Annotated in this window: 28 protein-coding genes and 1 tRNA gene; 13 read left to right on the forward strand and 16 right to left on the reverse strand. The window is 63.2% G+C overall.

Translation table 11 applies throughout. The features are described from left to right. The first annotated feature begins 181 nt into the window (after window positions 1-181). Entirely contained in the window at window positions 182-328 is a 147-nt protein-coding gene (locus ACZYZ9_RS09955; RefSeq protein WP_463826102.1) for a hypothetical protein, read from the forward strand. Window positions 329-940: 612 nt separating this feature from the next. Here ACZYZ9_RS09955 and ACZYZ9_RS09960 read toward each other — a convergent pair. After that, the gene (locus tag ACZYZ9_RS09960; protein WP_463826103.1) at window positions 941-1735 is read right to left on the reverse strand and encodes a DUF2185 domain-containing protein; all 795 of its coding nucleotides are present in this window, start codon (window positions 1733-1735) and stop codon (window positions 941-943) included. Window positions 1736-1927: 192 nt separating this feature from the next. Between ACZYZ9_RS09960 and ACZYZ9_RS09965 the strand changes: the two genes are divergently transcribed. From ACZYZ9_RS09965 to ACZYZ9_RS09990, 6 genes are all read left to right on the forward strand, one after another. Next, window positions 1928-2218 (forward strand): WXG100 family type VII secretion target, encoded by a 291-nt coding sequence (locus ACZYZ9_RS09965; protein ID WP_463826104.1) that lies wholly within the window; start codon window positions 1928-1930, stop codon window positions 2216-2218. Continuing rightward, window positions 2215-2502: a WXG100 family type VII secretion target gene (locus ACZYZ9_RS09970; RefSeq protein WP_463826105.1), complete on the forward strand. Its 288-nt coding sequence runs from the start codon at window positions 2215-2217 to the stop codon at window positions 2500-2502. Before ACZYZ9_RS09965 ends, ACZYZ9_RS09970 begins: the two co-directional genes overlap by 4 nt. A gap of 3 nt (window positions 2503-2505) precedes the next feature. Further along, window positions 2506-3966: an HNH/ENDO VII family nuclease gene (locus ACZYZ9_RS09975; RefSeq protein ID WP_463826106.1), complete on the forward strand. Its 1461-nt coding sequence runs from the start codon at window positions 2506-2508 to the stop codon at window positions 3964-3966. 55 nt (window positions 3967-4021) lie between these two features. Then, the gene (locus ACZYZ9_RS09980; protein WP_463826107.1) at window positions 4022-4453 is read left to right on the forward strand and encodes an ankyrin repeat domain-containing protein; all 432 of its coding nucleotides are present in this window, start codon (window positions 4022-4024) and stop codon (window positions 4451-4453) included. Between the two features lie 79 nt (window positions 4454-4532). After that, window positions 4533-4931 carry a YbaB/EbfC family nucleoid-associated protein gene (locus ACZYZ9_RS09985; protein ID WP_463826108.1) on the forward strand — a complete coding sequence of 133 codons (399 nt, stop codon included), beginning with the start codon at window positions 4533-4535 and terminating at the stop codon, window positions 4929-4931. Between the two features lie 368 nt (window positions 4932-5299). Further along, window positions 5300-6559: a DUF5631 domain-containing protein gene (locus ACZYZ9_RS09990; RefSeq protein WP_463826109.1), complete on the forward strand. Its 1260-nt coding sequence runs from the start codon at window positions 5300-5302 to the stop codon at window positions 6557-6559. A gap of 14 nt (window positions 6560-6573) precedes the next feature. Here ACZYZ9_RS09990 and ACZYZ9_RS09995 read toward each other — a convergent pair whose 3' ends face one another. Both ACZYZ9_RS09995 and ACZYZ9_RS10000 read right to left on the reverse strand, forming a co-directional pair. Beyond that, the gene (locus tag ACZYZ9_RS09995; RefSeq protein WP_463826110.1) at window positions 6574-7692 is read right to left on the reverse strand and encodes an IS110 family RNA-guided transposase; all 1119 of its coding nucleotides are present in this window, start codon (window positions 7690-7692) and stop codon (window positions 6574-6576) included. Between the two features lie 535 nt (window positions 7693-8227). Continuing rightward, window positions 8228-8458: a helix-turn-helix domain-containing protein gene (locus tag ACZYZ9_RS10000; RefSeq protein ID WP_463826111.1), complete on the reverse strand. Its 231-nt coding sequence runs from the start codon at window positions 8456-8458 to the stop codon at window positions 8228-8230. A gap of 286 nt (window positions 8459-8744) precedes the next feature. Between ACZYZ9_RS10000 and ACZYZ9_RS10005 the strand changes: the two genes are divergently transcribed. The 3 genes from ACZYZ9_RS10005 (at window position 8745) to ACZYZ9_RS10015 (ending at window position 9944) form a co-directional block, all read left to right on the forward strand. Further along, window positions 8745-9128 (forward strand): DUF2510 domain-containing protein, encoded by a 384-nt coding sequence (locus ACZYZ9_RS10005; RefSeq protein WP_463826112.1) that lies wholly within the window; start codon window positions 8745-8747, stop codon window positions 9126-9128. 28 nt (window positions 9129-9156) lie between these two features. Continuing rightward, window positions 9157-9510: a DUF732 domain-containing protein gene (locus tag ACZYZ9_RS10010; protein ID WP_463826113.1), complete on the forward strand. Its 354-nt coding sequence runs from the start codon at window positions 9157-9159 to the stop codon at window positions 9508-9510. Window positions 9511-9737: 227 nt separating this feature from the next. Continuing rightward, complete coding sequence (locus ACZYZ9_RS10015; RefSeq protein ID WP_463826114.1) at window positions 9738-9944, forward strand: hypothetical protein; 207 nt, start codon at window positions 9738-9740, stop codon at window positions 9942-9944. 313 nt (window positions 9945-10257) lie between these two features. Here the strand turns inward: ACZYZ9_RS10015 and ACZYZ9_RS10020 are convergent, their stop codons facing one another. From ACZYZ9_RS10020 to ACZYZ9_RS10040, 5 genes are all read right to left on the reverse strand, one after another. Then, on the reverse strand, window positions 10258-10938 hold the full coding sequence (locus tag ACZYZ9_RS10020; RefSeq protein ID WP_463826115.1) for a hypothetical protein: 681 nt from the start codon (window positions 10936-10938) through the stop codon (window positions 10258-10260). Window positions 10939-10972: 34 nt separating this feature from the next. Further along, window positions 10973-11293, reverse strand: a complete 321-nt coding sequence (locus tag ACZYZ9_RS10025) for a hypothetical protein (RefSeq protein WP_463826116.1) — start codon at window positions 11291-11293, stop codon at window positions 10973-10975. A 346-nt stretch (window positions 11294-11639) separates the two neighbouring features. After that, window positions 11640-13826, reverse strand: coding sequence for an AAA family ATPase (locus tag ACZYZ9_RS10030; RefSeq protein ID WP_463826117.1), 2187 nt, complete (start codon window positions 13824-13826; stop codon window positions 11640-11642). An 883-nt stretch (window positions 13827-14709) separates the two neighbouring features. Further along, window positions 14710-14928, reverse strand: coding sequence for a hypothetical protein (locus ACZYZ9_RS10035; RefSeq protein ID WP_463826118.1), 219 nt, complete (start codon window positions 14926-14928; stop codon window positions 14710-14712). Between the two features lie 181 nt (window positions 14929-15109). Next, complete coding sequence (locus ACZYZ9_RS10040; protein WP_463826119.1) at window positions 15110-15652, reverse strand: hypothetical protein; 543 nt, start codon at window positions 15650-15652, stop codon at window positions 15110-15112. A 403-nt stretch (window positions 15653-16055) separates the two neighbouring features. Here ACZYZ9_RS10040 and ACZYZ9_RS10045 point away from each other — a divergent pair, with 403 nt between their 5' ends. Then, entirely contained in the window at window positions 16056-16703 is a 648-nt protein-coding gene (locus ACZYZ9_RS10045; protein ID WP_463826120.1) for a helix-turn-helix domain-containing protein, read from the forward strand. After that, window positions 16687-17817: a tyrosine-type recombinase/integrase gene (locus ACZYZ9_RS10050; protein ID WP_463826121.1), complete on the forward strand. Its 1131-nt coding sequence runs from the start codon at window positions 16687-16689 to the stop codon at window positions 17815-17817. The genes ACZYZ9_RS10045 and ACZYZ9_RS10050 overlap by 17 nt, the downstream gene beginning before the upstream one ends. A gap of 36 nt (window positions 17818-17853) precedes the next feature. Here the strand turns inward: ACZYZ9_RS10050 and ACZYZ9_RS10055 are convergent. The 3 genes from ACZYZ9_RS10055 to ACZYZ9_RS10065 form a co-directional block, all read right to left on the reverse strand. Continuing rightward, a tRNA-Ser gene (locus ACZYZ9_RS10055) sits at window positions 17854-17943 on the reverse strand. Window positions 17944-17972: 29 nt separating this feature from the next. Next, entirely contained in the window at window positions 17973-18440 is a 468-nt protein-coding gene (locus ACZYZ9_RS10060; protein WP_463826122.1) for a nucleoside deaminase, read from the reverse strand. Beyond that, window positions 18437-18958: a tRNA adenosine deaminase-associated protein gene (locus tag ACZYZ9_RS10065; RefSeq protein WP_463826123.1), complete on the reverse strand. Its 522-nt coding sequence runs from the start codon at window positions 18956-18958 to the stop codon at window positions 18437-18439. The genes ACZYZ9_RS10060 and ACZYZ9_RS10065 overlap by 4 nt, the downstream gene beginning before the upstream one ends. 76 nt (window positions 18959-19034) lie before the next feature. Here ACZYZ9_RS10065 and ACZYZ9_RS10070 point away from each other — a divergent pair, with 76 nt between their 5' ends. Next, entirely contained in the window at window positions 19035-19994 is a 960-nt protein-coding gene (locus tag ACZYZ9_RS10070; protein WP_463826124.1) for a prephenate dehydrogenase, read from the forward strand. On the opposite strand, the gene ACZYZ9_RS10075 is transcribed toward ACZYZ9_RS10070, so the two are convergent. Genes ACZYZ9_RS10075 through ACZYZ9_RS10095 form a run of 5 tightly spaced genes read right to left on the reverse strand, consistent with a single transcriptional unit; the run spans window position 19957 to window position 23974 of the window. Continuing rightward, window positions 19957-20511, reverse strand: coding sequence for a putative glycolipid-binding domain-containing protein (locus ACZYZ9_RS10075; protein ID WP_463826419.1), 555 nt, complete (start codon window positions 20509-20511; stop codon window positions 19957-19959). The genes ACZYZ9_RS10070 and ACZYZ9_RS10075 overlap by 38 nt on opposite strands. 46 nt (window positions 20512-20557) lie before the next feature. Then, complete coding sequence (locus ACZYZ9_RS10080) at window positions 20558-21292, reverse strand: ABC transporter permease (RefSeq protein ID WP_463826125.1); 735 nt, start codon at window positions 21290-21292, stop codon at window positions 20558-20560. Then, on the reverse strand, window positions 21289-21957 hold the full coding sequence (locus ACZYZ9_RS10085; RefSeq protein ID WP_463826126.1) for an ABC transporter permease: 669 nt from the start codon (window positions 21955-21957) through the stop codon (window positions 21289-21291). Before ACZYZ9_RS10085 ends, ACZYZ9_RS10080 begins: the two co-directional genes overlap by 4 nt. Next, window positions 21957-23048, reverse strand: coding sequence for an ABC transporter ATP-binding protein (locus ACZYZ9_RS10090; protein WP_463826127.1), 1092 nt, complete (start codon window positions 23046-23048; stop codon window positions 21957-21959). The genes ACZYZ9_RS10085 and ACZYZ9_RS10090 overlap by 1 nt, the downstream gene beginning before the upstream one ends. Further along, complete coding sequence (locus ACZYZ9_RS10095) at window positions 23045-23974, reverse strand: ABC transporter substrate-binding protein (protein ID WP_463826128.1); 930 nt, start codon at window positions 23972-23974, stop codon at window positions 23045-23047. The genes ACZYZ9_RS10090 and ACZYZ9_RS10095 overlap by 4 nt, the downstream gene beginning before the upstream one ends. Window positions 23975-24018 lie beyond the last annotated feature (44 nt).

A 24018-nucleotide genomic window follows, 5' to 3' on the forward strand; every position in this document is an offset into this window, starting at 1 on the left:
GGGTTCGGGCGAATTAAATTTTGGCCACGCCCCAGCGGTGGACCGTGTGGGCCGGAAGCGATCGAGCACCGAGGAAGTACCCGCAAGACGGATACTGTGATAAAGACGGACATCCGTCGGCAGTCGAGACTCCGAAGTTTTTCTACGACCAGATCGCGAAGGGGGGACAACGGTGGCTAACGTGACCCGCGACGAACTGGCCGGTATGGATGACGATCAGGTCCTCGAATACGAGCGCGAGAAGCATGGCAATCCCTATATGACGATCGCCACCGCTAGGTCGCTGAGAAAGACTGCATTGCAATTCTGGCACCTAAGCAACAAATAACCATGGCTAAACTGACCCTGAGTATTTACGATTCGAATAATATTCGACTACCTGCTCAGCCTGCTTTGAGGCGATATTCTGTTTCTGGGCCGAAAGATCCGCTCCTGGGGCTCCGCACGCGAGCGGAACGGCAAGCGCCATTTCGAGCGCCGATCGACGCTGCACTGGCTTCCTAAATCGAACTGTCGAGATGACCATGGGCCTCTACGGCGAACGACAGCGGGCTCGGCGCAGGTGGATCGCGACTGGCCCTCGTCGGGGCTGCGAAGACACCTACCCGACAGCGCTCGTCATCTAGCAGACGCCGGTGCGTTAACAGCGAAGGCTTGCCCGGGTTCTCTGTGGGTGTCCAAGAATCTTGACGAGCAACACTCACAAGCCGGAAGCGATGAAGCGGTGGGGCCGCGGCGGCGTCGCCATCTTCAATGTCGGAGCTGCCCGGCGCAAGGCCGTTTGCGTCGACACCTAGAGCTGAAGCCATCCCGAGCCGCGTGGTGACAGCACGAAAGCGCGGCCTTGCGAATCTTTGCAGGCGGTGGTTTGGGTGTCGTCCACGCCGCAGCTCACGGCATGGACGGTCGAGGCATGGCGGGAACGTCTTGTATGCGGATGTCAGTTGTCGCTAGTGAGCGCACTGCGTGTTTGAGGGCCGTTAGACGAGACCCGTCCGACAAGCACTGTTGCTGGGGCGAGGCTGGCTTCGTGGTCGAAGTAGGCGGCGATTTGGATGTGCCCGGCGATGCCGATGACGTTTCCGTACAGCGCGGCCGGCTTGCTTTCGCTGGGTTTCTCGTTGAGGCGGTAGGTGTAGTAGATGAGGCCGGCGTTGGTCCACTCCTTCTCGTTGAAGCGGTGTGGTGAGCTCATCTGCTTGATCTTGCCGAGACGGATTGTCGGGGAATCGAGCTTGGGGTTGCCCCAGACGGTGATCCAAGCGGTCAGGCCGGGCCGCCATAGCACCAGGGCGTCGTCTTCGAACCGCCGGTTCATGGGCTGGGCCAGGTTGATGGACCAGTCGCTGGTCATCTTGAAATTGCCCGCGGCGACTGGAAATTCGGGTTGGAGGCCGCCGTTAGCCGGCTCGGGCGGTTGGGTTGGCGCACCTAGGGAGTCTTTGACGAATTGGTTGCCTTCGCGGACCCAGGCGCTGCCGGGTGGTGCGTGTAGGTAGGGGCGGATCGTGTGGTCGTAGTTGGCGATGTCGTTGAGGGTGAACAGGCCGATATTGTTGGGGTTGTCCACGTAGGCCTGGTCTTCGTCGCCGGCGAAGAAGTTCCAGCCGGAGTCGTCGCGATACATGAATCCGACCGGTCGGCCGTCGACGGTGATCCGGTCTGTGGCAAAGCATTCCGAGTCGTCAGCCAGGCCTGCGACGATGTCTTGCGGGTCGATTCGGTACTTGCCCACTAGGACGACTCCACTGAATGAAGGCCACTGTTCAACGAATTTCCCCTCTGCGAGTCGACGACCGGGGCCGGGAGGACAGCTCCCCTACCTGGCGTACCGGAGCCCACCCTAATAGGACCGCCCAGATGGTGTCGCTGCGGTTGAGGTGTCGCGGTGTTGCACGTCATCGGCATTTTCTGTGAGGATCGCGTGATGGGTGTGGGAACTCAGGGGGGTCGGCCGCTGCGTGTGGTCCCCGAGACACTTGCGCAGGTCGCCCGTTCGCTCGAGCAGACGGCGGCTGGGTTTCACGATGAGATCGTGCGGTTGTCGGGCCGCGGGGACGCACTGCTGGGGACCTGGAAGGGGCGTGCCGGTCCGACGTTCGTCGAGCCCTTTGATGACTGGAAGGCGTCGGCTAATGACGTCGTGGAGCGACTGAAAGCCGCCGCAGTGCTTATCGCCGACGCCAACACCTCATTCGTCGAAGCGGACCAGCCATGAAATACACGGTCGATACTGACGAGCTGGCTGACTGGGTTGACCAGCTGAAGAGCTTCGACGCGAAAGCCGAACACGTTCTGGCCGACGTCGATGCCCTGGTCGCCAGACTGCACCTGGATTGGGAGGGGCAGGCGGCGCTGGCGCAGCAGCAGAACCACGAGCGTTGGGTCTGCGACCTCAAGACCATGCGGGACGCGGTGGTGGAAATCCAGAAGCGTGCGGCAAGGGCGCACAAGAATTACGAGACGATTGTGGCGACGAATCAGCGGATGTGGAACTTCTAGCCTATGGCTCCACGCACTGTTGATCCCGAAGAAATCAAGGCCGCTGGCGGCGGGCCCTTCATCCAGCTCTACGATGGGCTGGCCGGTGATGTTAACGCCTTGGCCAGGGTCCTGTCGGGCTTGGGCGGCATGGCCGGTTCCGACAAACCCGGCCGCAAGTTCTCCCAGGGGTTCGACCCGGCACTCGGCGGCCGCGGCGGCGAATACGGCGGTATGGAGTTCGCCAGCGACACCATCAACGGCTCATCGGCGATTATCGAGCTGATCACTGCCACGGTCGCCAACCACGCCGAGGGCGATGCCCAATCAGCTTTCGACCCTCAAGAGTCTGCTATGGCGTTCGGGCCTCTGGCCAAACCGACGTTTCTGTGCCCGAACGTTCCGAAGGCTTACGGCGGTGACGACAGCAACCCGCCGACCGGTTGGAGCTTGGTCGTCAACTACCTCGAGGGCGAGGTATGGCCAAATGGGAATCCCGGAAAGTTGCGACAGGCCTCGGCAGCGCTACGTGGCTGCGCCAACGCGTTCAACTCGCGCCAATCACTGGTAGACCAAGCCGTTGGCGCATTCCGCGCCCACACCTCACCCGACCTGGCTGTCGCTGCCGACAAGATCGCTGAAATGAAGGGCCAGCTGGCCGACGTCGGCGCCACGATGACCGATCTGGCCAACGCGTGCGACGACTACGCGCACAAGATTGACGACGCCCACAAGCAAATCACCGATGCCCTCAAAGAGTTGCTTGCGTGGACGATTGCCATCGAAGCCGTCGCCGGAATCGCCGCGTTCTTCACTGCCGGCGTCGCTGAGATCCCGGGTCAGGTCGTCGAGGTCGCACGCGTGGTCGCGACCGCCAGCAGGATCCTCGAAATAATCCGCGCGCTCGCTGCAGCAGTCGAATCCATGGGCACGATAGGCCCGGCGATGATGCGCATGGCTGCTGGCGGAACCCGGATGCGCGCGCTGATGGAGGCGCCGGTCCTGCTGGCCACCTTCGAGGGCAAGATGGCCTCCCTCCGGGAAGCAATGGAAGCGGCATCCAGAAATCAATACACACGACCAACGCTGCGGGAATCCACAAAGCAGATAGTCCGCGGTGCGGCAACGGTCGAAGAGCGCGACGGCGTCAAGTACTACGTGTCAGCGACTGACAGGGATGTGTTAATTCCGGTTTCAGGGGCATATCCGGAATCAGTCACGAAGCTGCCGATTCAGAACAATCCGAAGAGCGGCAAGCCGGAGTATTTCGTCGACGCCGCGACGGGATTGAAGTACCCGGTGAACCCGACGGCGCAGTTCGGGCACCAACCGGGCCAAGAGTATTGGCGGTTACGCGACCAGGCCATAGGTGAAGGTTGGACGCGCAAGCAGTTCATCGAGGAGTTCAACAAGCCAGAACATTTCTGGATCGAAGATGCACCAGGTAATTACAGTCACCGATACGAAGTGCCGCGGGCCAGATGATCGCGAATGCCGACCGCCACAATGAGGATCAGTGAACACTGAAGGACGACACTCCATGAATGTGCACGACCGTGACCGCGCTGGACGTACGCCGCTGCACTACGCGGCCGTCGACAAAAAACTTGACGACGTCAAGGCGTTGATCGCTGCGGGCGCCGAAATCGACGCTCGCGAGGACACAGGTGACTACACTCCGCTGATGTTCGCCGCGCAAAAAGACGACAACATCGAAGTCATCCAAGCCTTGGTGGAAGCCGGAGCAGATCTGAACCTCACCAACCGGAAAGGCGAAACGCCGCTGTTCATCGCGACGGCCTCGCCGGGCTACAACGGCACGCGAGGCGCCGACATTATCCGCTACTTGCTCGACCACGGCGCGGACCCGTATATCGCCGATGAAAGGGGCGCCACGCCAGTCTCATTCGTCAAGCGAGTCGAGGACAAATTCGGGCGCCGTGCCGCTTTCGGCTCTCTCCTCGACGAATAATGCGCAGATACATCTGCATCTCCTGCGCCTCACTGCCTGGTGAAGCCTCACCAGGTGATCTTTCTGCCGGGAAATGCCCGTGGATCTAGACGATTACTTCAACCCCTCCGAACTCGCTGACCTGTTCGCCGCAGTGGAGGGGGAAGCACAATCCGACGCTGGTCTGGTCACCGTCAGGATTGACAGCAAAGGCCGTGTCCGAGAGGTCACTCTGGATCCGAAGCTGAGCGGCGCTGACATCGATCAGCTCGCTATAGCCATCACTACAGTGTGCGGCAAGGCTTTTGATAACCGCACTGACCGCCTCGTCGATGTCCTTGATGACTACGAGCGCCGGCACGAGCTGCCGCCTGATGTGCTGAGCTTCCTACGCAACTCGGTCTCGAGCCTGCGTCCTACCCCTGCGGTTATCGACCAGGGTCCTGGTACCGATGGTGACGACGAAGACGGTCCCGTTCTCCAGTCGCTATTGCGTTAACAACCGAGAAACGGCTTCGGCTCTATGCTGGACTTGGTGTGTGGTGAGCTAACCCACAAGCAGTCCGGCATGACGTCGACGGCCTGCCTGGGTGTTGCGGCAGCAGAGTGGCCGTAGTCGTCGACCGTGGAACGTAGCCGGGGTGCCGCTGGATCACCTGCACCTGCGTGTCGGTCGGGATGCCCAAGACGCGCACGTGTGTCACCGCGGGTAGTCGGCCGGCCCGTCCCCTTTTCCACTGTCGCCGGCAAAATGCATACACAGCACCGCCCTCCCAACTGCCACGCGCCGAATAAGTGTGGATAGGGGCTAGGGGCGGGGCATGTTGGCCCGGCCAGTTCGGTAGCGAGGGCCGTTACTCTTAGCCGGTGGGGATCCTCAGTCGGGTAACGGCGCGCCAGCGACTGCGCCGGGCGACCGAGGAGTCCTTGACAGTACCCACGTTCAGCGCACCACTCGACTGCACACCGTGGGTGATCGGTGGTCTGTGGCCTTTGGAGTTGTCCCGCCGCGGTGTCGAAACCGATGCTCTTGCAAGCTATCTGAAGGCCGACCTGCATCGGATAGCCACGTCGGCTAACGACGATCTGCGAGCCATCGGACGGGCGGGAATGGAGTATTCGGCACGGCGCACCGCCGAAGCTCGAGTGATTGACCAAGCCCGCGCCCTGGCGGTGCGGCGGGTCGAGTCGACGAGGCGTCAGCTGCGTCAGCACGGGCCGCCGATGGATCCGCAGCCCAACCCCGGTCGTCCACCGACTCACGGTCCGGGCCGCGCCGATCCGGGTGCGACTCAGATTCTCCCGGCGGTGGTGCCGCGGGCCGCTGACATGGAGACGACGCAGGTCATCCCCACGGTCCGGGATGTGCCACCCGCGACCGATGCGGAGACCACGCAAGTCATCCCGGTCGTCCAGGACGCTCAACCCGTCTCCGGATCTGCCCCGGAGGTGCCCGATTCCGCCGAACTACCCCAGGACGACATCGAGCAGCGGTTGCAGCGCCTGCTCATGTTCGTCGTGCGCCAAGAACCCCGGCTGCCCTGGGCGGTCGGCGAGCGCGCCGACGGCACCGCGGTGGTCGTCACCGACATCGCACACGGGTGGATTCCCCCGGGGATCTCGATTCCCGAGGGAATGACGCTGTTGCTACCCGCCCTTCGGGGCGGCGGGGTTGTCGAGTTGCTGGGCGACACCACCCACACCGCGACCTATTTCCCGGGGGACGACGCCACGGGTGCGGTGGGCGAACCGGGTGCCGTCACCGCTTCCCTGCAGCCGCGAGAACTGCCGCCGGTCGCAGATCTGGGATGGGAGCTGGGGGTCGCCACACACTGGCGCGAAGGACTACCGCGATTAGCACATACGTTGGCCAAGGCCGCCGCGGCCGGGGACGACATCGTCGAGCAGGAAATCAACTTGCTGCGGGTGCACCTCGACACGGCTCGGTATCAGCTGCTGGCCCAGTACCCCGACATCAATCCCGCGGCGCTGATCAACTGCATGCTGCTAGCAGCGACCGAAGCCAGTGTGACGTCCGACGCGATCACCGCTAACTACCACTTTGCGTGGTTCCAGGAAGTCAGCGCAGCAAAGGGTGGCGAACCGGGTCCGGCGCGAACCAACTGAGCGGCCGCACCGGCTCAAACCGCCCCTAGTTTCCCTAGAGCCGTTGCCCACTCGTCATTGATCCGCTCTAGTTCGGGAAGGCGTTGAAGTTCTCCCGGTGCAGCTGGCCGGTTGGCGTAGTCAGAGCGGAGCCGGGTGAACACGCTGCGCACGATGCGTCGTTGCAGGCGGCGCCTGGCCACTGGCTTCGAGTCGTGCGCCTCTTCGCGGCGTCTCCGGTAATACACCTGACCCGGGTTGGGGTGGCTGATCTGCACCACCGCGATGCGATACAGGGCGGTGTTGAGCTGACGGTTTCCTGACCGGACCCCTTTCACCCGTACGCGACTGCCGCCCGAGGACCGTGGAACCGGCGCCAATCCGGCGTAGGAGGCGAACGCGGCCTCGCTGCGGAACCGGGACAGGGCCGCGGTCTCGCCGATGATCTTGGCCGCCGTCAACTCCGCGCAGCCATAAATCGTGAGCAGCGACGAAGCCACCGGTCGCACCCGCGCGGCGATGCGCCGTTCCAGGGCATTGATCTCCGCGGTGAGGAGTTTGATCTCGCCGAGCTCGGCCCGGGCCAATTCGGCGACCAACCCGGGTTCGGTCGTCAGCCAAGCGCTCAGGGTGATAACGGTTTTCGCCCGGCGCAACGATTCGGCCTTGGGTGCCTGCCCCGGGTCCAATTCGTGTATCCGCCACAACAACCGACACGTCGTCGCGGACTGCTGCTTCAGAAGATCTTCGCGGCGATCCACTAGGAGCTTCAGCTCGCGCGAGATCTCGTCGTGGCTGGCCACCGGCAGGTCCGGTTCCCGCAAGAACGTCCGGGCCACGGCCAGCGCGTCGATGGCATCGGATTTGCCCCGGACGCGGGCCGAGGCCCGGGTGTAGGCCATCAGGTGCGGCGGTACCCGCACCACCTGCTGGCCCGCGGCGAGCAGGTCCCGTTCCAGACGACCCGACAGATTCCGGCAATCCTCGACGGCCCAGACCAGGTCGATGCCGAAGGTTTTCCGAGCCCAACCCAACGCCTTCATATTCCCAGGCGTGGTTGCCACCACGGTGAGCTCGCCGAGCTTCAGACCCGCCGGATCAACTCCAACGAACGTATTGGTTTTCTTGTGGGTGTCCACCCCAATGACCACCATGCCTACCCTGCCTCCCGCCGCCGACCAGCAAATTCGGCCGACCTCAAAGCCGGTCGTCGGCATAGTCGGACGACGCGTGCACCCAGGACCCGACAGCGTGGTCGGTTAGCATCACTCGCCGTGGCCAGCACAATTGCGGCATTACTCCTCGTTGGCCGGGCCCCAGGTGTTGAGGGTGTCGGCCGAGGTCCGAAGGCCCGTACCGACGAGCCGCGCGGCGCATATAGTTTCGCGCCTGGCCCGCCCTTCACTCCGCGCGACCGGCACTACGGTGTGGAGCTCGGCCCAGAGGGGCGGCACAACTTCGGAGAACCCAGACGGACGGTGATCAGGACTACTTGATCGTAGGCCCGTTTGTAAGGATTGTCGGTGCCGAATATCGGGTGACCGACACCGTGGCGGCAGCGACGAACACCACGGTCGAGCGCCTGTACTGGTCTACGTTTCGACAACCCCGGACTCTCCGGTCGCCGCGGACCCCGCCCGGACTTCGCTATAACGTTGCGCACAACCCCGCGAGTGCAGCAGCCACAGGTCACGCCAGCTGGGCGATCACGATCTCCAGAGTCGTGCCGATGGCCGCGGCGACGTAGCGCAGTTCGATGACATCCAGTCGGCGTTCCCCGGACTCGTACTTGCTGACGAATGATTGGCGAACATCGAGGCGATCGGCGACCTCGGATTGGGTGAGCCCAGCTTCTCGGCGCAGCTTCCGCAGCAGCGCGCAAAGCTGCTGGTACTGCTCCGAGTAGATGGATTTCTCCACCCGGCCAGCGCACCTTGCACCCCGGAATATCCCAATTTAGGATATTTGTTCTGCAGGGGGTGGAAGGGCTGAAGTGCGGTCAGGTGATCCAGGTGCGGGGCTGTCAACCTAGGTTCTTCCGATGCGCCATGAAACCAGTCCCGATCGCGACTGTCTGGTCCGGGGCGGCCCCACGCTGGTCGCCGGTGACAACAAGACACCCTGGGTACGAGCGATTCTCGCCGACCGGCATGCAGTTCCCGCTAAACCCCACCGCCTATCCCCAGTCCAACATCGGAAAGCTTCTGTGACGAGCCGGAAGTCTGGCTGGTACCCAGACCCCAACGACGAACAATCGGAGATTTACTGGGACGGCGGCAGCTGGCACGGCCGCCGCAAGAAGCGAGACCAAGACACCGCCGCAGCAAAGGACCAAAGGCAGGCCAATCCGTCGCAATCTGGGACAACTCCGCGCACTCTCTCCTCGTGGTGGCAGGGGTTGACCAGTACCGATCAAAAGCTCGCCATCATCGCGATCATCGTGGCCGTCATTGCCGTCGGAGTTGTTGCCTCCAAGTGCTCGCGGGATAGTCAACGCGAGAAAGACTGCCGGGCAGCAATGACGTCGGAAGGTTATCGGGGCCCCCAGTTGGAGGAGGCCATCAAGTTCTGCGTCAATTCCGGAAAGTAGTCGCTGTCGTCGCCAAAGGAGGCAACTCATGAAGCTCATGATCCCGGTGATCGCCGCCGTTACCGCCGCGTTGCTACTGACGCCTACCGCCAGCAGCGAGCCCTGCGGCGACGACTGCGGCAACCCCTACTACGACCCCAACGACCCGGTAAACGCGCAGTTCTTGGCGGCTGTCCGGGCTGCGGGGATACCCGGGGTTGCGCACGGGTTGATCAGCGGGGCCCGCAGCAGCGTCTGTACCGGCCTGGACGGCGGGCGAACTTACGGGGAAATCGCTGCCGAACTACAGCAGTACTCCCGGTACACCCCCGCGCAGGCCCACACATACATCGCCCAGTCGGTAGTCAGCTACTGCCCGAACAACGCGGGCAAGGTGCCGTGATTACCTTCAAGCGCTCGGTGATCTTAACCCTGGCCATGTGCTGGATGACGGGTTGCTCCTCGTCGTCACCGGAGTCGTCCAGCCCGCATCTCACCGGGACCATGAACGACTGGTCGAGCGCCGTCTGTCGGACTACTCCGTTGCCGATGCGACGTGGACCCGCAATGGCCGGGGCAACGAGCCCACTGTCGTGCACCGGCGCGGCGCAGACCGCCAACGGTGGGCGGATGACGGTTCCGATAATGATCGGGACTTACCAATCGGAATCGGTGCTGCAAAGCGATCTCGGTGGACTCGGTGGCTACGCCGTGGGCAACGACGGCACCAGCTTCGTCGTCTTTGGCTCAGTCTCGACCGCCGCGGCCTGGGCCCAACAATCCCAGTCCGCAATGTTCCAGCCCCTGCAGAGATACGGCTTCACGCTTCACCCGTGACGAACCAAGTGCTCAAGATTCCGCGTTGAAAACACCGTGACCGTCACCCATCCCATGTGGCGGTGTCCCCGGAGTGGCACCGTCATCCATTGGATCGGAGCCACCGCGCACATGAACCGGTGCGGGGTCGGCAAACCGGATCCGAAGTCTTCGGGAACGAGAACCCGACGGGAAAGGTAACAGGCCGCAACGGACTAGTTCCCGACGCAAAACGAGTTCCCGCTCGATATCCGACAAGGGGCTGAGCGTCACATTCGTGTCCAACCGATTCCTATTTCGATTCCATATACGCAATCCCTAACCCCCCGGACCATCATCTGCCGTCCTCGGTTTCCACGTCGTCCTCGACATGGACCATGCGGACCTGCCCGGCAGTCGCGCTCTGCCGGATGTCCGCGGGAGCTTCACCCCGCAGGGCGGCCTTGAATTGCGGCCACTGCTCCCTCGGAATAAACGTTTTGACGACCTCGATGATGCGGTTCATGTCGGCGAGGATGCGGGCCATATCCGCACCTTCTTCACGTGCATCGATCAGGGTCTGAAGCTTCTCGGCGGCCCGCAGGCCGGTGTCGATGCTGACGTCCACCGCATCGTCGACCAGGCGGCGGAAGGCCTTGTTCATCACGACGTCGTAGTACGCCATGGGCGTCAGTGCGGTGGCCAGGCCGTTGACGAAGTCAACTTGGACTTCGTGGGCGCGGCGTTCAACGATCTCGCGGTAAGTCGCGCGGGCCACCTGCTGGACAGGGAAGTGGCGGGCGGAGTGGTTGCGGATCGAATCAATAGTGACCGGGGAATCTGCGTAGTCCTGGTCGCCCAGGGCCCGCAGCACCATGGCGTAGCTGTGCCCAATGGCCAGCAAATCGTTGACTGTCTTGCGCACCTCGCCGCTCCTGCAGACGCGGCAACGAGGTTCTATATGCAATCCGTTAATTTCGGAGTCGGGCGTCACTGGCTTGTCGTCGTCGTCAGCGACCAGTTGTGTCAGGTACATGACTACATCTCCAATCCGGAATCGGGCACTGGTGTTATTTACCTGAAGTTCGGTTCAGCGGAGTAGCCGCAATCTGCGGACCGACCGGTCTGGCGCGATTCTTATACTTGCTCATATCGCCCGCCGCGTTCCAGGCGAATTCGATCGATCTGGTATCAGGGACCTGGTCGATGTGCGGATCAGCCCATAACGCTTGAATGATCGAGACCAAGACCGAGTTGTCGGGTGGTGGAAGCGAATTGCGGTGTTCATTCAGGTCACTAAGCACTTCTCTGATGTCGACAGTCCAGCCGGTACCTTGTTTGCGGATGAATTCCTTGGCGATGGCGACGCGGGCGTCAATCGCAGTTGACATATCTTCGTCCTTCCTTCGGGGTGTCTGACTTAATAACTTCCGCTCCGTAGATTCGAAGGGGGACGCGTACCTTTTTGGTACTTCCCTGCACTTATGTCGAAGGCCGCGATCGGTGTTTACAGGGCTGAGATTTAAGATTCTCTGGCAATCATGGCGAGGTTCGGCGGCACGAACTGTGGTGCCGTCGTGGAGCGCGCCTGACTCCGAGCGCCGGCCCGTGGTGGTTGGTACTTCATCTCTTACCGTCGGTATGTCGGTAATACATGTCCACATGTCCACTTCGTCCGACCCCTGAAGGGTGGTCGGCCTGGACGGACTGTCCGGAATCTGGACTTCGCAGTCGGATTTAATCTGGACGCTTGGACGAGTTGGGTTCTGGTTGCTGGCTGCCGGGAACGTACCGCGAGCGACTCTCCGTGCCGGCGTTTTTGATAAACCCTCCGTTAAACAGGTGCTTTAAGGCTGTGTAGACGCTGGATCGGTGAACGTGGCGGTCTTCTGCCAAGTCAACGACTTGCCGTGCAGTGAACCCCTCCGGGGGTGCCGAATTCCAGATGATGTCCAGAACCACCTGTTGGGAGTTAGCCGAGGGTCCATCGAGTCCAACCTTCTTCTTGGACATCACAAGCGTCTTGCGCTCGTCTTCAAATCTCGAAGGCATCAACTTTGGCGACACGACGTGAGGCACGAGGCTGAAGGGGTGGTCACATCCGGCGGCGACGTCCTTGTGCTTCTCACAATGGATTTTCGCCGCCAGCGCGCCCCCCTCCATCCGGAGGTCCGACCAGACCGCGCCGTCCCATGCGTTTGACCCTCGACCTGCGTTACCGTTCCGGGCCGAGTGGTGCACACCCAGCACGGTGCAGTTGGCCGCCGCCCGAATCTGTTCTGCCGCATCAATTGCTATGCCCTGCGCCGTGGCTGAATTCTCTTCAAGCCCCACTGTGCAGCGTGCCCGGGTGTCCAGGACTAACAGGTCTGCATGGATGTCCCGAACAATCTGGATCGCTTCCGAGACGTCTGTTCGATTACCGAGTTGAATCGCCGACGGGAGGATAAATAGCTGGTCTTCTAGCGCAGCCGGGTCGAGACCCATGGCTTCACACCAAGCCAGAATGCGGGGTTCCAGACCGCTCGCCCCCTCGGCCGCCACGTAGACGACCTTCCCGGCCTTCGGAACAATAAAATCCCCAAACGGTTTGCCTGCGGCCAGCGCGCAGCTCATAGCGACGGTGGCAAAGGACTTATAGCAGCCGGGTGGCCCAGAGAGCTGAGTGAGGGTGTCCCGGTAGAGCAGTCCATCGATCAGCGGTTCCACTGGCGGCAGCGCCCGAAGTTTATTGAGACTGAGTAGGCGCTCTCTCAGGTGGATACGGCCAAGGCTGGAAGTTTGTTGCTGGTCATTAGGCGGCCCTACGGCTTGGTCAACTGAACAGTCGTGCGTATGGTTCCCCAGCTCCGCGCAGACTTGTATATCTTCGAAGGTCGCCACCTTGCCGACAGCCCACCGGTACCCGCCGCCGATTTCATCGGGGTGCAATTCGCGGAAATTGCCCACGGTATTGCACCAGTGCCTCAGCGCATTCTGCAGCGCTTGGAGTGACCTAACTAGGTCATCTTCGGTGATGCAGCCGAGCCGGTGCGCGGCCGCTAGTCGGACGCAGCGGGTCAATGCCCATTGGTGTCTGCCGGCGCGGGGACGGTCAGACTCCTCTCGCCACGAGCGCACCATGGTAGTTACGTAGGCACAGCTGGCGTGTGCAAATGTCCAGTTGTCTGAAGGGCTTACCACCTGGCCCGCCACAGGCTCATCGGAGTCGATCGGCGGTGCCCACTCATCAAGGAAATCTTCGACCCGATCGACCGTCAGCGGTCCACCGACATCGCGCACGGCATACACCCGGGCCGGGCTGGCAGGGTTCTTCCAATTCGTTGTGCCTGGTACCCGCAGGATGCGGGAGAGGTCCGAAACATTGTCTATTCTGGCTGCGAAATCGCTGGCCACCCTAGTAGCTAGACGACCAAAACGACGGCTGAGCCGGTATGCCCGACCTCGTTTTTCGTCTGTGTCCAGTTCCCCGTCTTCGATTGGCCATACCGGCTGAAGGCCGTGTCCGGAATGAATCTTTAACGTCGGCCGGGTGCCGACCAGGCCTGCTAACGCGGATACAAATTCTTCAGCCTTTTCGAGATCCGGGAATGCCCCGTCTTTGACGTCCACATCCAGGTAGAGCGCGGCCCATCGAGACACTTCCCGTTCCCGACCGCGGCCTTGCTTCTGCCGCGCGGGACCCGCGATCGGGTTCACCGAGAACCAGGTGCAAGCGGTCTCGTCCAACGACCCCACCTGGGCGCTTACGCGAGCCGACTCGACTACGGACGAAGTGAATATACCGCCGACCGGCTGGTGGCAGATGGCCGTAAACTCCTTGTCGGTCCGACCGAGGCAATTAAGGAGATCGTCCAGATCGAGGTGGATACCTGCCTCGTATGCGATCAAATCATTGGTGGGGCAGCTATTTTCGGGCGTCACGGTGTTTCCCGTTCCAAACCTGGGACTGGTTCGGCAGTTAACGGTTGATCACAGTCACCTCCAAGCACGACGAGTATGGTGACCTGCCGGTCACCGAATGGAGCTGGACCCGGAGCGGCATGCTCGGGAAGGACCTCGCGAAGTTGCACGTCCGGACCGGCGACATCGCTCCGCGGCTCACCCATGATCTCGACTCCGCCGCTCCTGGTCGGCGATCCACGCTTCGATCACCGCGCGCCGGTAGTAAACCCGGCGGCCGACCCGGAAGTGCGGGGCGAAGGACCCCGTGGCTCTGCCCTTTTTCTGGCTGCTACGCGGGACGCGGAATTCGATCTCGACGTCTAAGGGGGTTAATACATCTGAACTTGTCTTGGACACCTTGGTCCTCTCACCCGGTCCTGGGCGACCGATGCCGAGCGAAGATTTTCTTCGTTCTCTGTTTCCGGTCCGTGGAGGTCCACAAACACAGGGCGGTGCACAGATGAATCTCTAGTGACCCTCGCTTGCTGTATGTCGGCTCCGACGCAGCAGTACGACTTTCCACTAACCGCTGTGCCGGCCGCGCCCGTCAGACTTGCGTCTCGCTTGGGGCCCGCCTTGAAGTGCCAGGCAGCCCGGTGGCGCGCGGCACCCGAGGACCGTGGGCTACGCCCCATTAGAAAATGGCTCCGGCCCAACCCCGATCGTCCTCGGGATCGACGGGTGAGATGCAGAAGCACGTGCCGCGCTTATGAATGACGGTCGCCCCGTCATCGGCAAGGAATCTGATGTGCTCCCACCCGATCCCGAGCTCGCATCGGGCTCGATCCGCGTCTTGATCATGACCGGGCGACCAGTGCTGTACGTGTAATCGGCCCATTCCTCGTCAACGTCGTCTTCTTCATCACGCACGGCAAACGGTGCCGAAACACAGGTCCCAGTAGATTTCGATCACGCTCTCCTGCAGGCTGCGCGGTTCAGCTGGATCGAGCAGACCGAGGCCGGCTAGTTCAGCGAGCCGGTACTGCGTCTTTGCCAGAGTCGTGGTGGCCCTGGCATGATGATATTTTGCCCGATCGGCGATGTCGCTTACGTCTCGGTTGAGGGGCGGCGGCTGTGGCATGTCGGACCTCTACTTTGCGCTCGGAGTGTCGGGGTCGCCGTCTTCATTGACTACCACTTCGGTGGAGGGCATCCCGCTACAACGCGGGCACGTTTCCTTCAGCAACTCTCTGGTGTCTTTGGCCTGGGGCTGCAGTGCTCCTTGGTCATCGCCGAAGGAACCCAGCGATGTAGGGACGGTTTCAGTCATTTCGACACCGATCCACAGCGGCATGGACCATCTCGTGGGTTACGAGCTCGCCATCGATCAGCATCTGGGCCACCTCGCACACGGCGGGCCACAGCGCTTCCATCTCTTCGATCCATCCGGCCTCCCACGCCCGTCTGATCGTGTCAGACCCGTAACGCAAGCAAAGTTCGTCAATCCGGCTCTCATATTTCTCTGTGTCGCCGTCGTCGTTGTCGAACTGAGCGTTCTCGAAGGCTTGCCCGAAGTCGTCGACCTCATCGTCGTGCTCAACGGTCCACATCGCCTCGGCAACCAGTCCAGCAAGAGTGACGAAAGGCTGTTCGTCCGCTGGCGTGCGGTGCCAAGTGCCACCCGGTGTGTCGGCACTGGTGTCATCCCGCGACCAATCCACGGCGCCCAACCAGATGCCGCGCAGGATGCCCTTCTTGAGCACGACCGCAACCGCATGGCCTGCCTCATGGTGTGCATGGCGAGAGGTGCTCTCCGCGTCGAGAGCGGCGATTACCACTGGGTCGACTGCGTATTGGTTTGTCATGTCTGGTTCTCCTGAGTTGTTGTGTCAGCGTGGCTGCGGACGAAATCCATTCCAGTGCTTCGTATTCGAGTTACGATCGTTGTTCTCGTTTTGTGAATCAAGCGGATCCAGCTAGTCGCCGGTGCGAACATGCACGGACTCGGCGATCCACTGCTCTACGTCGACCCAGCGATAGAGCACTCGTCTACGCCCGGCACGGACAAACTGTGGGCCATCTCCCCGATATCGCATTTGGGCCAGGGCCGCCGGTGTCGTGTGCAGCGCCTTGGCGACCTCCGTAGGGGTTGCAAGTTCCGGGATCATTCGGCCACTCCGTCATTCTTCTGGATTTCTGGTAACGTCACCATTAGTACTGGGGTTGGTCCGGGCTGTCAAATTTCGTGATATCTAGTAGGCTGAAACGATGGGTTCGGAAGGTGCTGAGGGTGCCGCGCATTTGGCGTCCGTGATCGGGCAGAACGCACACCGCCTTCGTAAAGACGCGGGTTTGACGCTCGAGAAGGTGAGCATCGCGGCGAAGGAGTGTGGCCTCAGATGGTCCGAATCACGGGTAAAGGACTTCGAGGCCGGACGGGTCGCCCCTAGCCTCCCGACGCTGATCGCGGTCGTCTTCGCCCTCCAGCGCGCAGGCTGCACGGGCGCTACCCTCGCCAGGTTGCTGCACGCTGAAACGCGGATCCAGATCAATGATTTTCTGGTGCTGTCGCACCAGGATTTGGCAAACCTGGTGAGCAGTCGACCGTTGTCACCGCGATTGGTGACCGCGGCGATCGCCGCCTCGTTCGACGCACAATTGGCATCAGGGGTAGTGGCGGAGGGCGGGATCCCGTCATGGAGCGCAACCGAAGCTAGGACGAGCAGGTCTCTCGGTATTGATGCGGACGACCTCACGAAGTTGTCTGCGGCATTATGGAATAGGGCGTTTCTTGAAGAACGTGACCGGCGGGCCGGTGCCGGAGCCAACCCGCAAAAGCGTGGTCAGGTCAGTCGGCAGATGCTGAAGGAACTTCGTGCAGCGATAGAGGCAATCCCGGATGGCGACGGTCAATAGCTACAACACCGCCCAGGGCAAGCGCTGGCGTGTCCGCTATCGCACCCCCGACCACAGGTCGACACAGAAGCGTGGGTTTAGAACGAAGCGCGATGCCGAATTATTTGCCGCCGCAATTGAAGTCACGAAAGCGAGAGGTGAGTATATCGCCCCATCACTAGGCCGGGCCACAGTGGCAGAACTAGGAACGGATTGGTTGACGCGCAAAAAGCAACACACTGCACCGTCCCACTATCGGATGCTCGAATCGGCTTGGCGGATACATGTTTCACCGCGGTGGGGATGGGTCGCTGTTGCCGATGTCGACCTACTCAGCGTCGAGGCCTGGGTCGCCAAGCTGAGCGGTCAGGGCGCTGGTGCCACGACAGTGCTCCGAGCGTATGGCGTGCTATCGGGCATTCTCAACGATGCCGTGAAATCCAAGCGGCTGTCAGCGAATCCAGCCAAAGGCCCGGAGAACCTTCCTCGCAAGACGAGTAAACGCCACGTGTACCTTTCAGCCGATGACGTCTACCGGCTCGCCGACGAGTCCGGCCAACATCGAACGCTTGTGCTCGTGTTGGCCTATACCGGCATCCGGTGGGGAGAAGCGGTAGGCCTGCGGGTTCGGGACGTCGAGTTCCTGCGTCGTCGGTTGAGCATCAACGAGAACGCCGTCCAGCTAGGCATTGCCCACGCCGTAGGTCCCGCGAAGGGACGCAAAGCACGGTCGGTTCCGGTACCCGAGTTCGTGCTTAACGCACTGGCGGCACAATGCGGATCCAAACAGGCGGGTGACCTCGTCTTCCCAAACCACGATGGCGGATACCTTCCGCGACCGAAGTCGTCCGGGGGTTGGTTCGCTTCAGCCGTCAGTAAAGCGAAAGTCCAGAGAATCACTCCCCACGATCTCCGACATTCCTGTGCGTCGCTGTCTGTGTCGGCCGGGGTCAACGTCTTGGCACTGCAGCGGATGCTCGGGCACACATCAGCAAAGGTCACGCTCGACACGTACGCGGACCTGTTTGACGACGACTTAGATGCCGTAGCGATTACGCTAAATAGCAGGTATTCGCGCGAAAATGTGGCCAAAATGTGGCCACGCGGCACTGCCGAGCCCATAAAGCCAACTTAGAAAACGCCTCCACCTGCTGCAACAGGTTTCCGGCTTTGGCGGTGGCGGAGGGATTTGAACCCTCGGACGGTTTTAGCCGTCACACGCTTTCGAGGCGTGCTCCTTAGGCCGCTCGGACACGCCACCGCCGAGCAGCTTACCGAACTATCCGCGTCTCACCCCAATCGCTGGCGAGCGAAGAATTCCTCGAGCGGCGCGGCGCACTCGTCGGCAAGCACTCCCCCGCGGACCTCTGGGCGGTGATTGAGTCGGCGATCACGGACTACGTCCCACAGCGAGCCGACTGCGCCGGTCTTGGGCTCCCAGGCGCCGAACACCAGCCGGCCCACCCGGGCCAGCACCAACGCACCGGCGCACATGGTGCACGGTTCGACCGTCACCGCAAGGGTCGCGCCCGCCAACCGCCAGCCGTCGCCCAGAACCGCAGCGGCCGCCCGTAACGCCAGCACTTCGGCGTGCGCGGTGGGATCACCCAGTGCCTCGCGCGCATTGACGGCCTGCCCCAACCACGTGCCGTCCGGACCCACCACCACCGCGCCGATCGGAACATCGTGTGGACCGGCCGTCGCAGCCACCGCCAACGCGGCCCGGATCAACAACTCGTCGGAAACGGGAACTTTCACCGACCGAGACGGTCGATCACCGCAGAAAGCTGCTCCGCGAACCCCATCTCCCGGGCAATCCGCCCCAACTGCTCGTCGGCGTAGAGATCGGTCTCGTCGAGGATCACGCCGAGCACCGCCTCGGGCAGTCCGACGTCGGACAGCAAGCCCAGGTCACCCTCGGCGAACGGGTCGGCATCCTCGAGGTCATCCGGATCGATATCGGCGTCCAGGCTGTCCAGCACCTCGTCGGCGATGTCGTAATCCAGGGCCGCGGTGGCGTCCGACAGCAACAACCGGGTCCCCGAGGGGGCCGGGCGCACGATGACGAAGAACTCGTCGTCGACGTCGAGCAGCCCGAACACGGCGCCGGAGCTGCGCAGTTCACGCAACTCGGTCTCGGCCGCCGACAGACTGGTCAGCGATTTGGCACCCATCGCCGAACAATGCCACCGTCCTTCTTCGCGCACGACCGCAACGCCGAAGCCGTCCGGAACGTCCGAGGACGGGCCTGCTGCTGAAGCCCGTTGTGCTCCCATGGGCGCTTACGCTAGTCCCCGACCTGTCTCCCTGGCCAGACGAAGCCCGGTCGGGCGGTTGTGCCAACCTTGGACTGTGAGTGGGACACCGGTTTGTGTACTCGGCCTGGGTCTGATCGGGGGGTCGATTGTGCGGGCCGCCGCGGGCGCGGGCCGCGAGGTCTTTGGTTACAACAGGTCCGTGGCGAGCGCCGCGGGCGCTCGCGCCGACGGATTCGATGCCAGCACCGACCTCGGCGACGTGTTGAGGCGCGCAGCGGACAGCAATGCGCTGATCGTGCTGGCCGTCCCGATGCCCGCGCTGCCGAGCATGCTCGCCCATATCAAGGCGCTGGCCCCCGACTGCCCGTTGACCGACGTCACCAGCGTCAAGACCGCGGTGCTCGACGAAGTAGCCAAAGCCGGCCTGTCGGACCGGTTCGTCGGCGGGCACCCGATGACCGGTACCGCGCACTCGGGATGGGCCGCCGGACACGGCGGGCTGTTCAACCGGGCGCCGTGGGTGATCAGTGTGGACGACCACGTCGACCCCGCGATCTGGTCGACGGTGCTGACCCTCGCCCTGGACTGCGGCGCGGTAGTGGTGCCCGCCAAGTCCGACGAGCACGACGCCGCCGCCGCCGCCATCTCGCATCTGCCGCACCTACTTGCCGAGGCGCTGGCCGTCACCGCGGCCGAAGTGCCGTTGGCTTTCGCGCTGGCAGCGGGCTCGTTCCGGGATGCGACCCGGGTCGCGGGCACCGCCCCGGACCTGGTGCGCGCCATGTGCGAGGCCAACACCAGCCAATTGGTGCCGGCGACGAGCCGGATCATCGAGTTGCTCGGCCGCGCCCGCGACTCGCTGGCAGTCAACGGCTCGGTCGCCGACCTGGTCAACCAGGGTCACGCCGCGCGCACCCGCTACGAGAGCTTCCCGCGCTCCGACATCGTCGCCGTCGTCGTCGGCGAAGAGAACTGGCGTCAGCAGCTGGCCGCGGCCGGCCGAGCCGGTGGCGTGATCAGATCCGCTCTGCCAACCCTGGATAGTCCACAATGAACCCGTCGGCGTCAACGGTCACTGTGGTGTTGGCCACCGGCGACCGAAGTTTGATGCCGTCCAGTCGGCCCTCGCTGGCGTAGCTCACGGTCGCCGCGTCAACCGACATGTCCGGCACGTTGACATAGACCATCGGCAACGCGATCACTTCCGCGTTCTGGTGGATGCCGAGACGGCGGATCGGCAGCGCGTTGAAGAACGGACTGAACACCAGGTCGACGTCGAGGGCGCCGTTGTAACCGGCCCGCTTCTCGCCCTGATGGTCGGTCACCAACCACATGTTCTCTTCGTCACGTGCGATGGCGAGCTGGCGCTCCCGCTCGGCCAGCGTGACGGTGAGCCCGAGCCGTTTGGTGGCCCCCGACTCGTCGGTCTGCAATTCGTAGTACGCACCGAACGCCGGACTGGTTTCGGTAGCCGCGGCCACAATGCGGCCATTGGCTTTGATTCGCTTGCCGGACAACTGAATTCGTACTGATTCCATGCGCGAACAATCCTGGGCACGCCAGGTCAACATCGCCGTCAAAGCGCGCGAAGGTTCCGAAGGGGCTGCGTTCACCCTTCTACCGTAGGACCTCCGGGGGAGCCGCGACACGTTTGTCACCAACTGCGGTGTCAATTCGGTCGGTGGGCCTGCTCAGCCGCCCGCTGCCCGGGGCGGAGGCCCATGCCGCGACCGCCAGCAGGCCGTCCAGGAACAACGCCAGCGCAGCCACCAGCACCGCACCGACCAACGCCGTGTGATATTGCCGCTCCTGGATCCCGTCGATCAGATAACGGCCCAGTCCCCCCAGGCTCGCGTACGCCGCGACCGTCGCGGTCGCCACCACCTGCAGGGTGGCGTTGCGCAGTCCGCCCAGGATCAGCGGCAGGGCATTGGGTACCTCGACGCGCAGCAGCACCTGCGATTCGGTCATGCCCATCGCGCGAGCGGCATCGACCACCAGCGGGTCGACGCTGGCGATGCCGGCATAGGTACCGGCCAGCAGCGACGGGATGCCCAGCAGCATCAGCGCGACGATCGGTGGCCCCAGCCCCAGACCGAACATCAGTACACCCAGCAGCAGTACGCCCAGCGTCGGCAGCGCCCGTAACCCGTTGACCGCACCCACGATCAGCACCTGCCCGCGGCCGGTGTGCCCGATGATCAGCCCGACCGGGATGGCGAGGACCGCCGATGCCGCCACCGCCAGGGCGGTGTACTCGAGGTGCTCACCGATGCGGGCGGCCACCCCGGTGGGGCCGGCCCAGTTGCCGGCCGTCGTCAGGAACGACCAGGCCTGTCCGATGAAGTTCACCGGGCACCACCCACGATCGGCCCGGTGATGCGACGATCCCGCTCCCACGGGGTGAGCAACCGGCCGCTCACGGCGATCAGCGCGTCGACGACCACCGCCAGCACGAACATTGCGATGATGCCGGCCACGATCTGATCGCTCTTGTTGGTCTGGAATCCAGCCGTGAACCACGTGCCCAGACCGCCGATGCCGATCACCGAACCCACCGACACCATCGCGATATTGGTCGCCACCACCACCCGCAAACCGGCCACCAGGACCGGGATAGACAGCGGCAGTTCAACTTTCACCAACCGGGCGATCGGCGCATAGCCGACTGCGATCGCCGCGTCGCGCACCGGGCCCGGCACCGCGTCGAGCGCCTCGAGCACGGCGCGCACCATCAGCGCGGTGGTGTACGCACTCAGCGCGACCATCACGTTGGTCTCGTCGAGAATTCGGGTGCCGATGATCAACGGCAGCACCACGAACAGCGCCAGGGACGGGACGGTGAAAATCACGCTGGCCGCCGCGGTGGTCAACCGCCGCGGAATCGGGGCGCGCTGCACCGCCAACCCCAGCGGCACCGCGATCGCCAGCCCGATCAGCACCGGGACCAGCGACAGTCGCAAGTGGATCACGGTGAGCGCCAACGCGGAGTCCAAGTGCGTCAGCAGGTAATGCATCAGACCCGCCGGAGCGCTTCGGCCGCGGCCAGCACATCGGTGGCCAGGACGCCGCCGATCACCCGGCGTGCCTCATCGACGGTGACACCTACCGACGCCGGCGAGGACAGCGCCGCATCCAGCGCCTGGCTGAGATCGCCGCCGCGGTGAAACACCGACCCGACCGACGTCATGGCGTGGGCCAGCGGTAGCCCGTCGCGGTGCCGGCGCAATCCGTCGGCGTCGAGCCAACCCTTCGGTGTCCCGTCGTCGACGACCAGGACCCAGCCGTTCGGCGGTTCGGCACGGGCCAGCTCGCCGGTGGTGATCAGTGCGATGTCATGCACGGGCAGCCCGGTCGCGTCCAGGAGTTGCAGCCAGCGGTACCCCCGGCCGGTGCCGATGAATTTCGAGACGAACTCGTTGGCCGGCCGTGCGAGCAACTGCGCCGGCTCGGCATACTGCTGCAGCACGCCACCGGAGCCGAACACCGCGACCCGGTCGGCCAGCCGCAGCGCCTCCTCGATGTCGTGTGTGACGAAGACGATGGTCTTGCGCAATTCGCCTTGCAGCCGCAGTATTTCGTCCTGCAGGGTGTGCCGCACCACCGGGTCGACGGCAGAAAACGGCTCGTCCATCAACAGGATCGGCGGGTCGGCGGCCAGGGCGCGCGCCACCCCGACGCGCTGCTGTTCCCCGCCGGAAAGCTGGGCCGGATACCGGTTCGCGAGTTGGGGATTCAGACCGACGCGTTCGAGCACCTCGTAGGCGGCGGCGCGGGCGGCCTTGCGCGACTGCCCGTTGAGCACCGGCACCGTCGCGACGTTGTCGATCACCCGCTGATGGGGCAACAAACCCGCGTTCTGGATGACATAGCCGATCCCGCGGCGCAACTGCACCGGGTTGACCGCCGACACGTCGGCACCGTCCACGGTGATGGTGCCCGAAGTGGGCTCGATCATCCGGTTGATCATGCGCAGCGCCGTGGTCTTGCCGCAGCCCGACGAACCGACGAAGACGGTGAGCTTGCCGACAGGCACGTCCAGGGTCAACCGGTCGACGGCAGTGGTGCCACCGGCGAATTGCTTGCTGACATCGTCGAATCTGATCATCGGCTGCCGATGGGGTGATCGAAGCCGTTGTCCTTCAGCCAATTTCGTGCTGCTTGATCCGGGTCGACGCCGCCGTTGCCGGATACGGCTGCGTTGAGCTGGGCGATGCCCTGGGTGGTGAGCTTGGCCGACACCGCATCCAGGATGTTCTTGAGCCGGTCGGACTTCTGCCGCGAATTCACCAGCGGCACAATGTTGCCAGCCAGAAAGTTGTGCTCGGGATCCTCGAGCACCACCAGATGATCCTGCAGCACGGCCGGGGAGGTGCTGAAGATGTTGGCGGCCGTCACGGTGCCCTCGACCAGGGCACGCACCGTCACCGGACCGCCACCGTCGTTGATGGTCACGAAATTGCCTGCGCTGATGTCGAGTCCGTATTTCTGCTTCAGTCCCGGCAGTCCGGCCGGGCGGGTGGCGAATGCCGACGGCGCCGCGAACCGCACCTCGGCGGAATGCGCGGCCAGATCTGCGATGGTTTTGAGGTGCCACTTCGCCGCGGTCGCAGCGGTGACGGTGACAGAGTCGGTGTCGGAGGCCGGCGCCGGGGCGAGGATCGACAGGTCCCCGGGCAGGCGTCGGTACAGCTCTAATTCGACGGCGTCCAGGACCGTCGCCTTGGAGTTTGGCTCGATATAGAGCAGCAGATTGCCGACGTACTCCGGCACCAGGTCCACGGAATGGTCCTTCAGGGCCGGGATGTATGTCTCGCGACTGCCGATACCCATCCGCCGTCCGACCTGAAAACCATTGGCCTGCAACGCTTGCGCATAGATCTCAGCAACGATCTCGGACTCGGGGAAATCGCCGGACCCCACTACGATAGACGTCGGGCCGCCCGCACCCGACCCGAAGGGGTCCGGATTGCTGCAGGCAGCGACCAGGCACAGCACTGCCGCGACAAGTGCTACGCGGCGCAGCAGTCTCACCGTGCCGACACTATCCAAGTTTTCCCGCGTGGTTTGGTTTCAAT

This window comes from Mycobacterium sp. IDUB_28 (assembly GCF_055419285.1).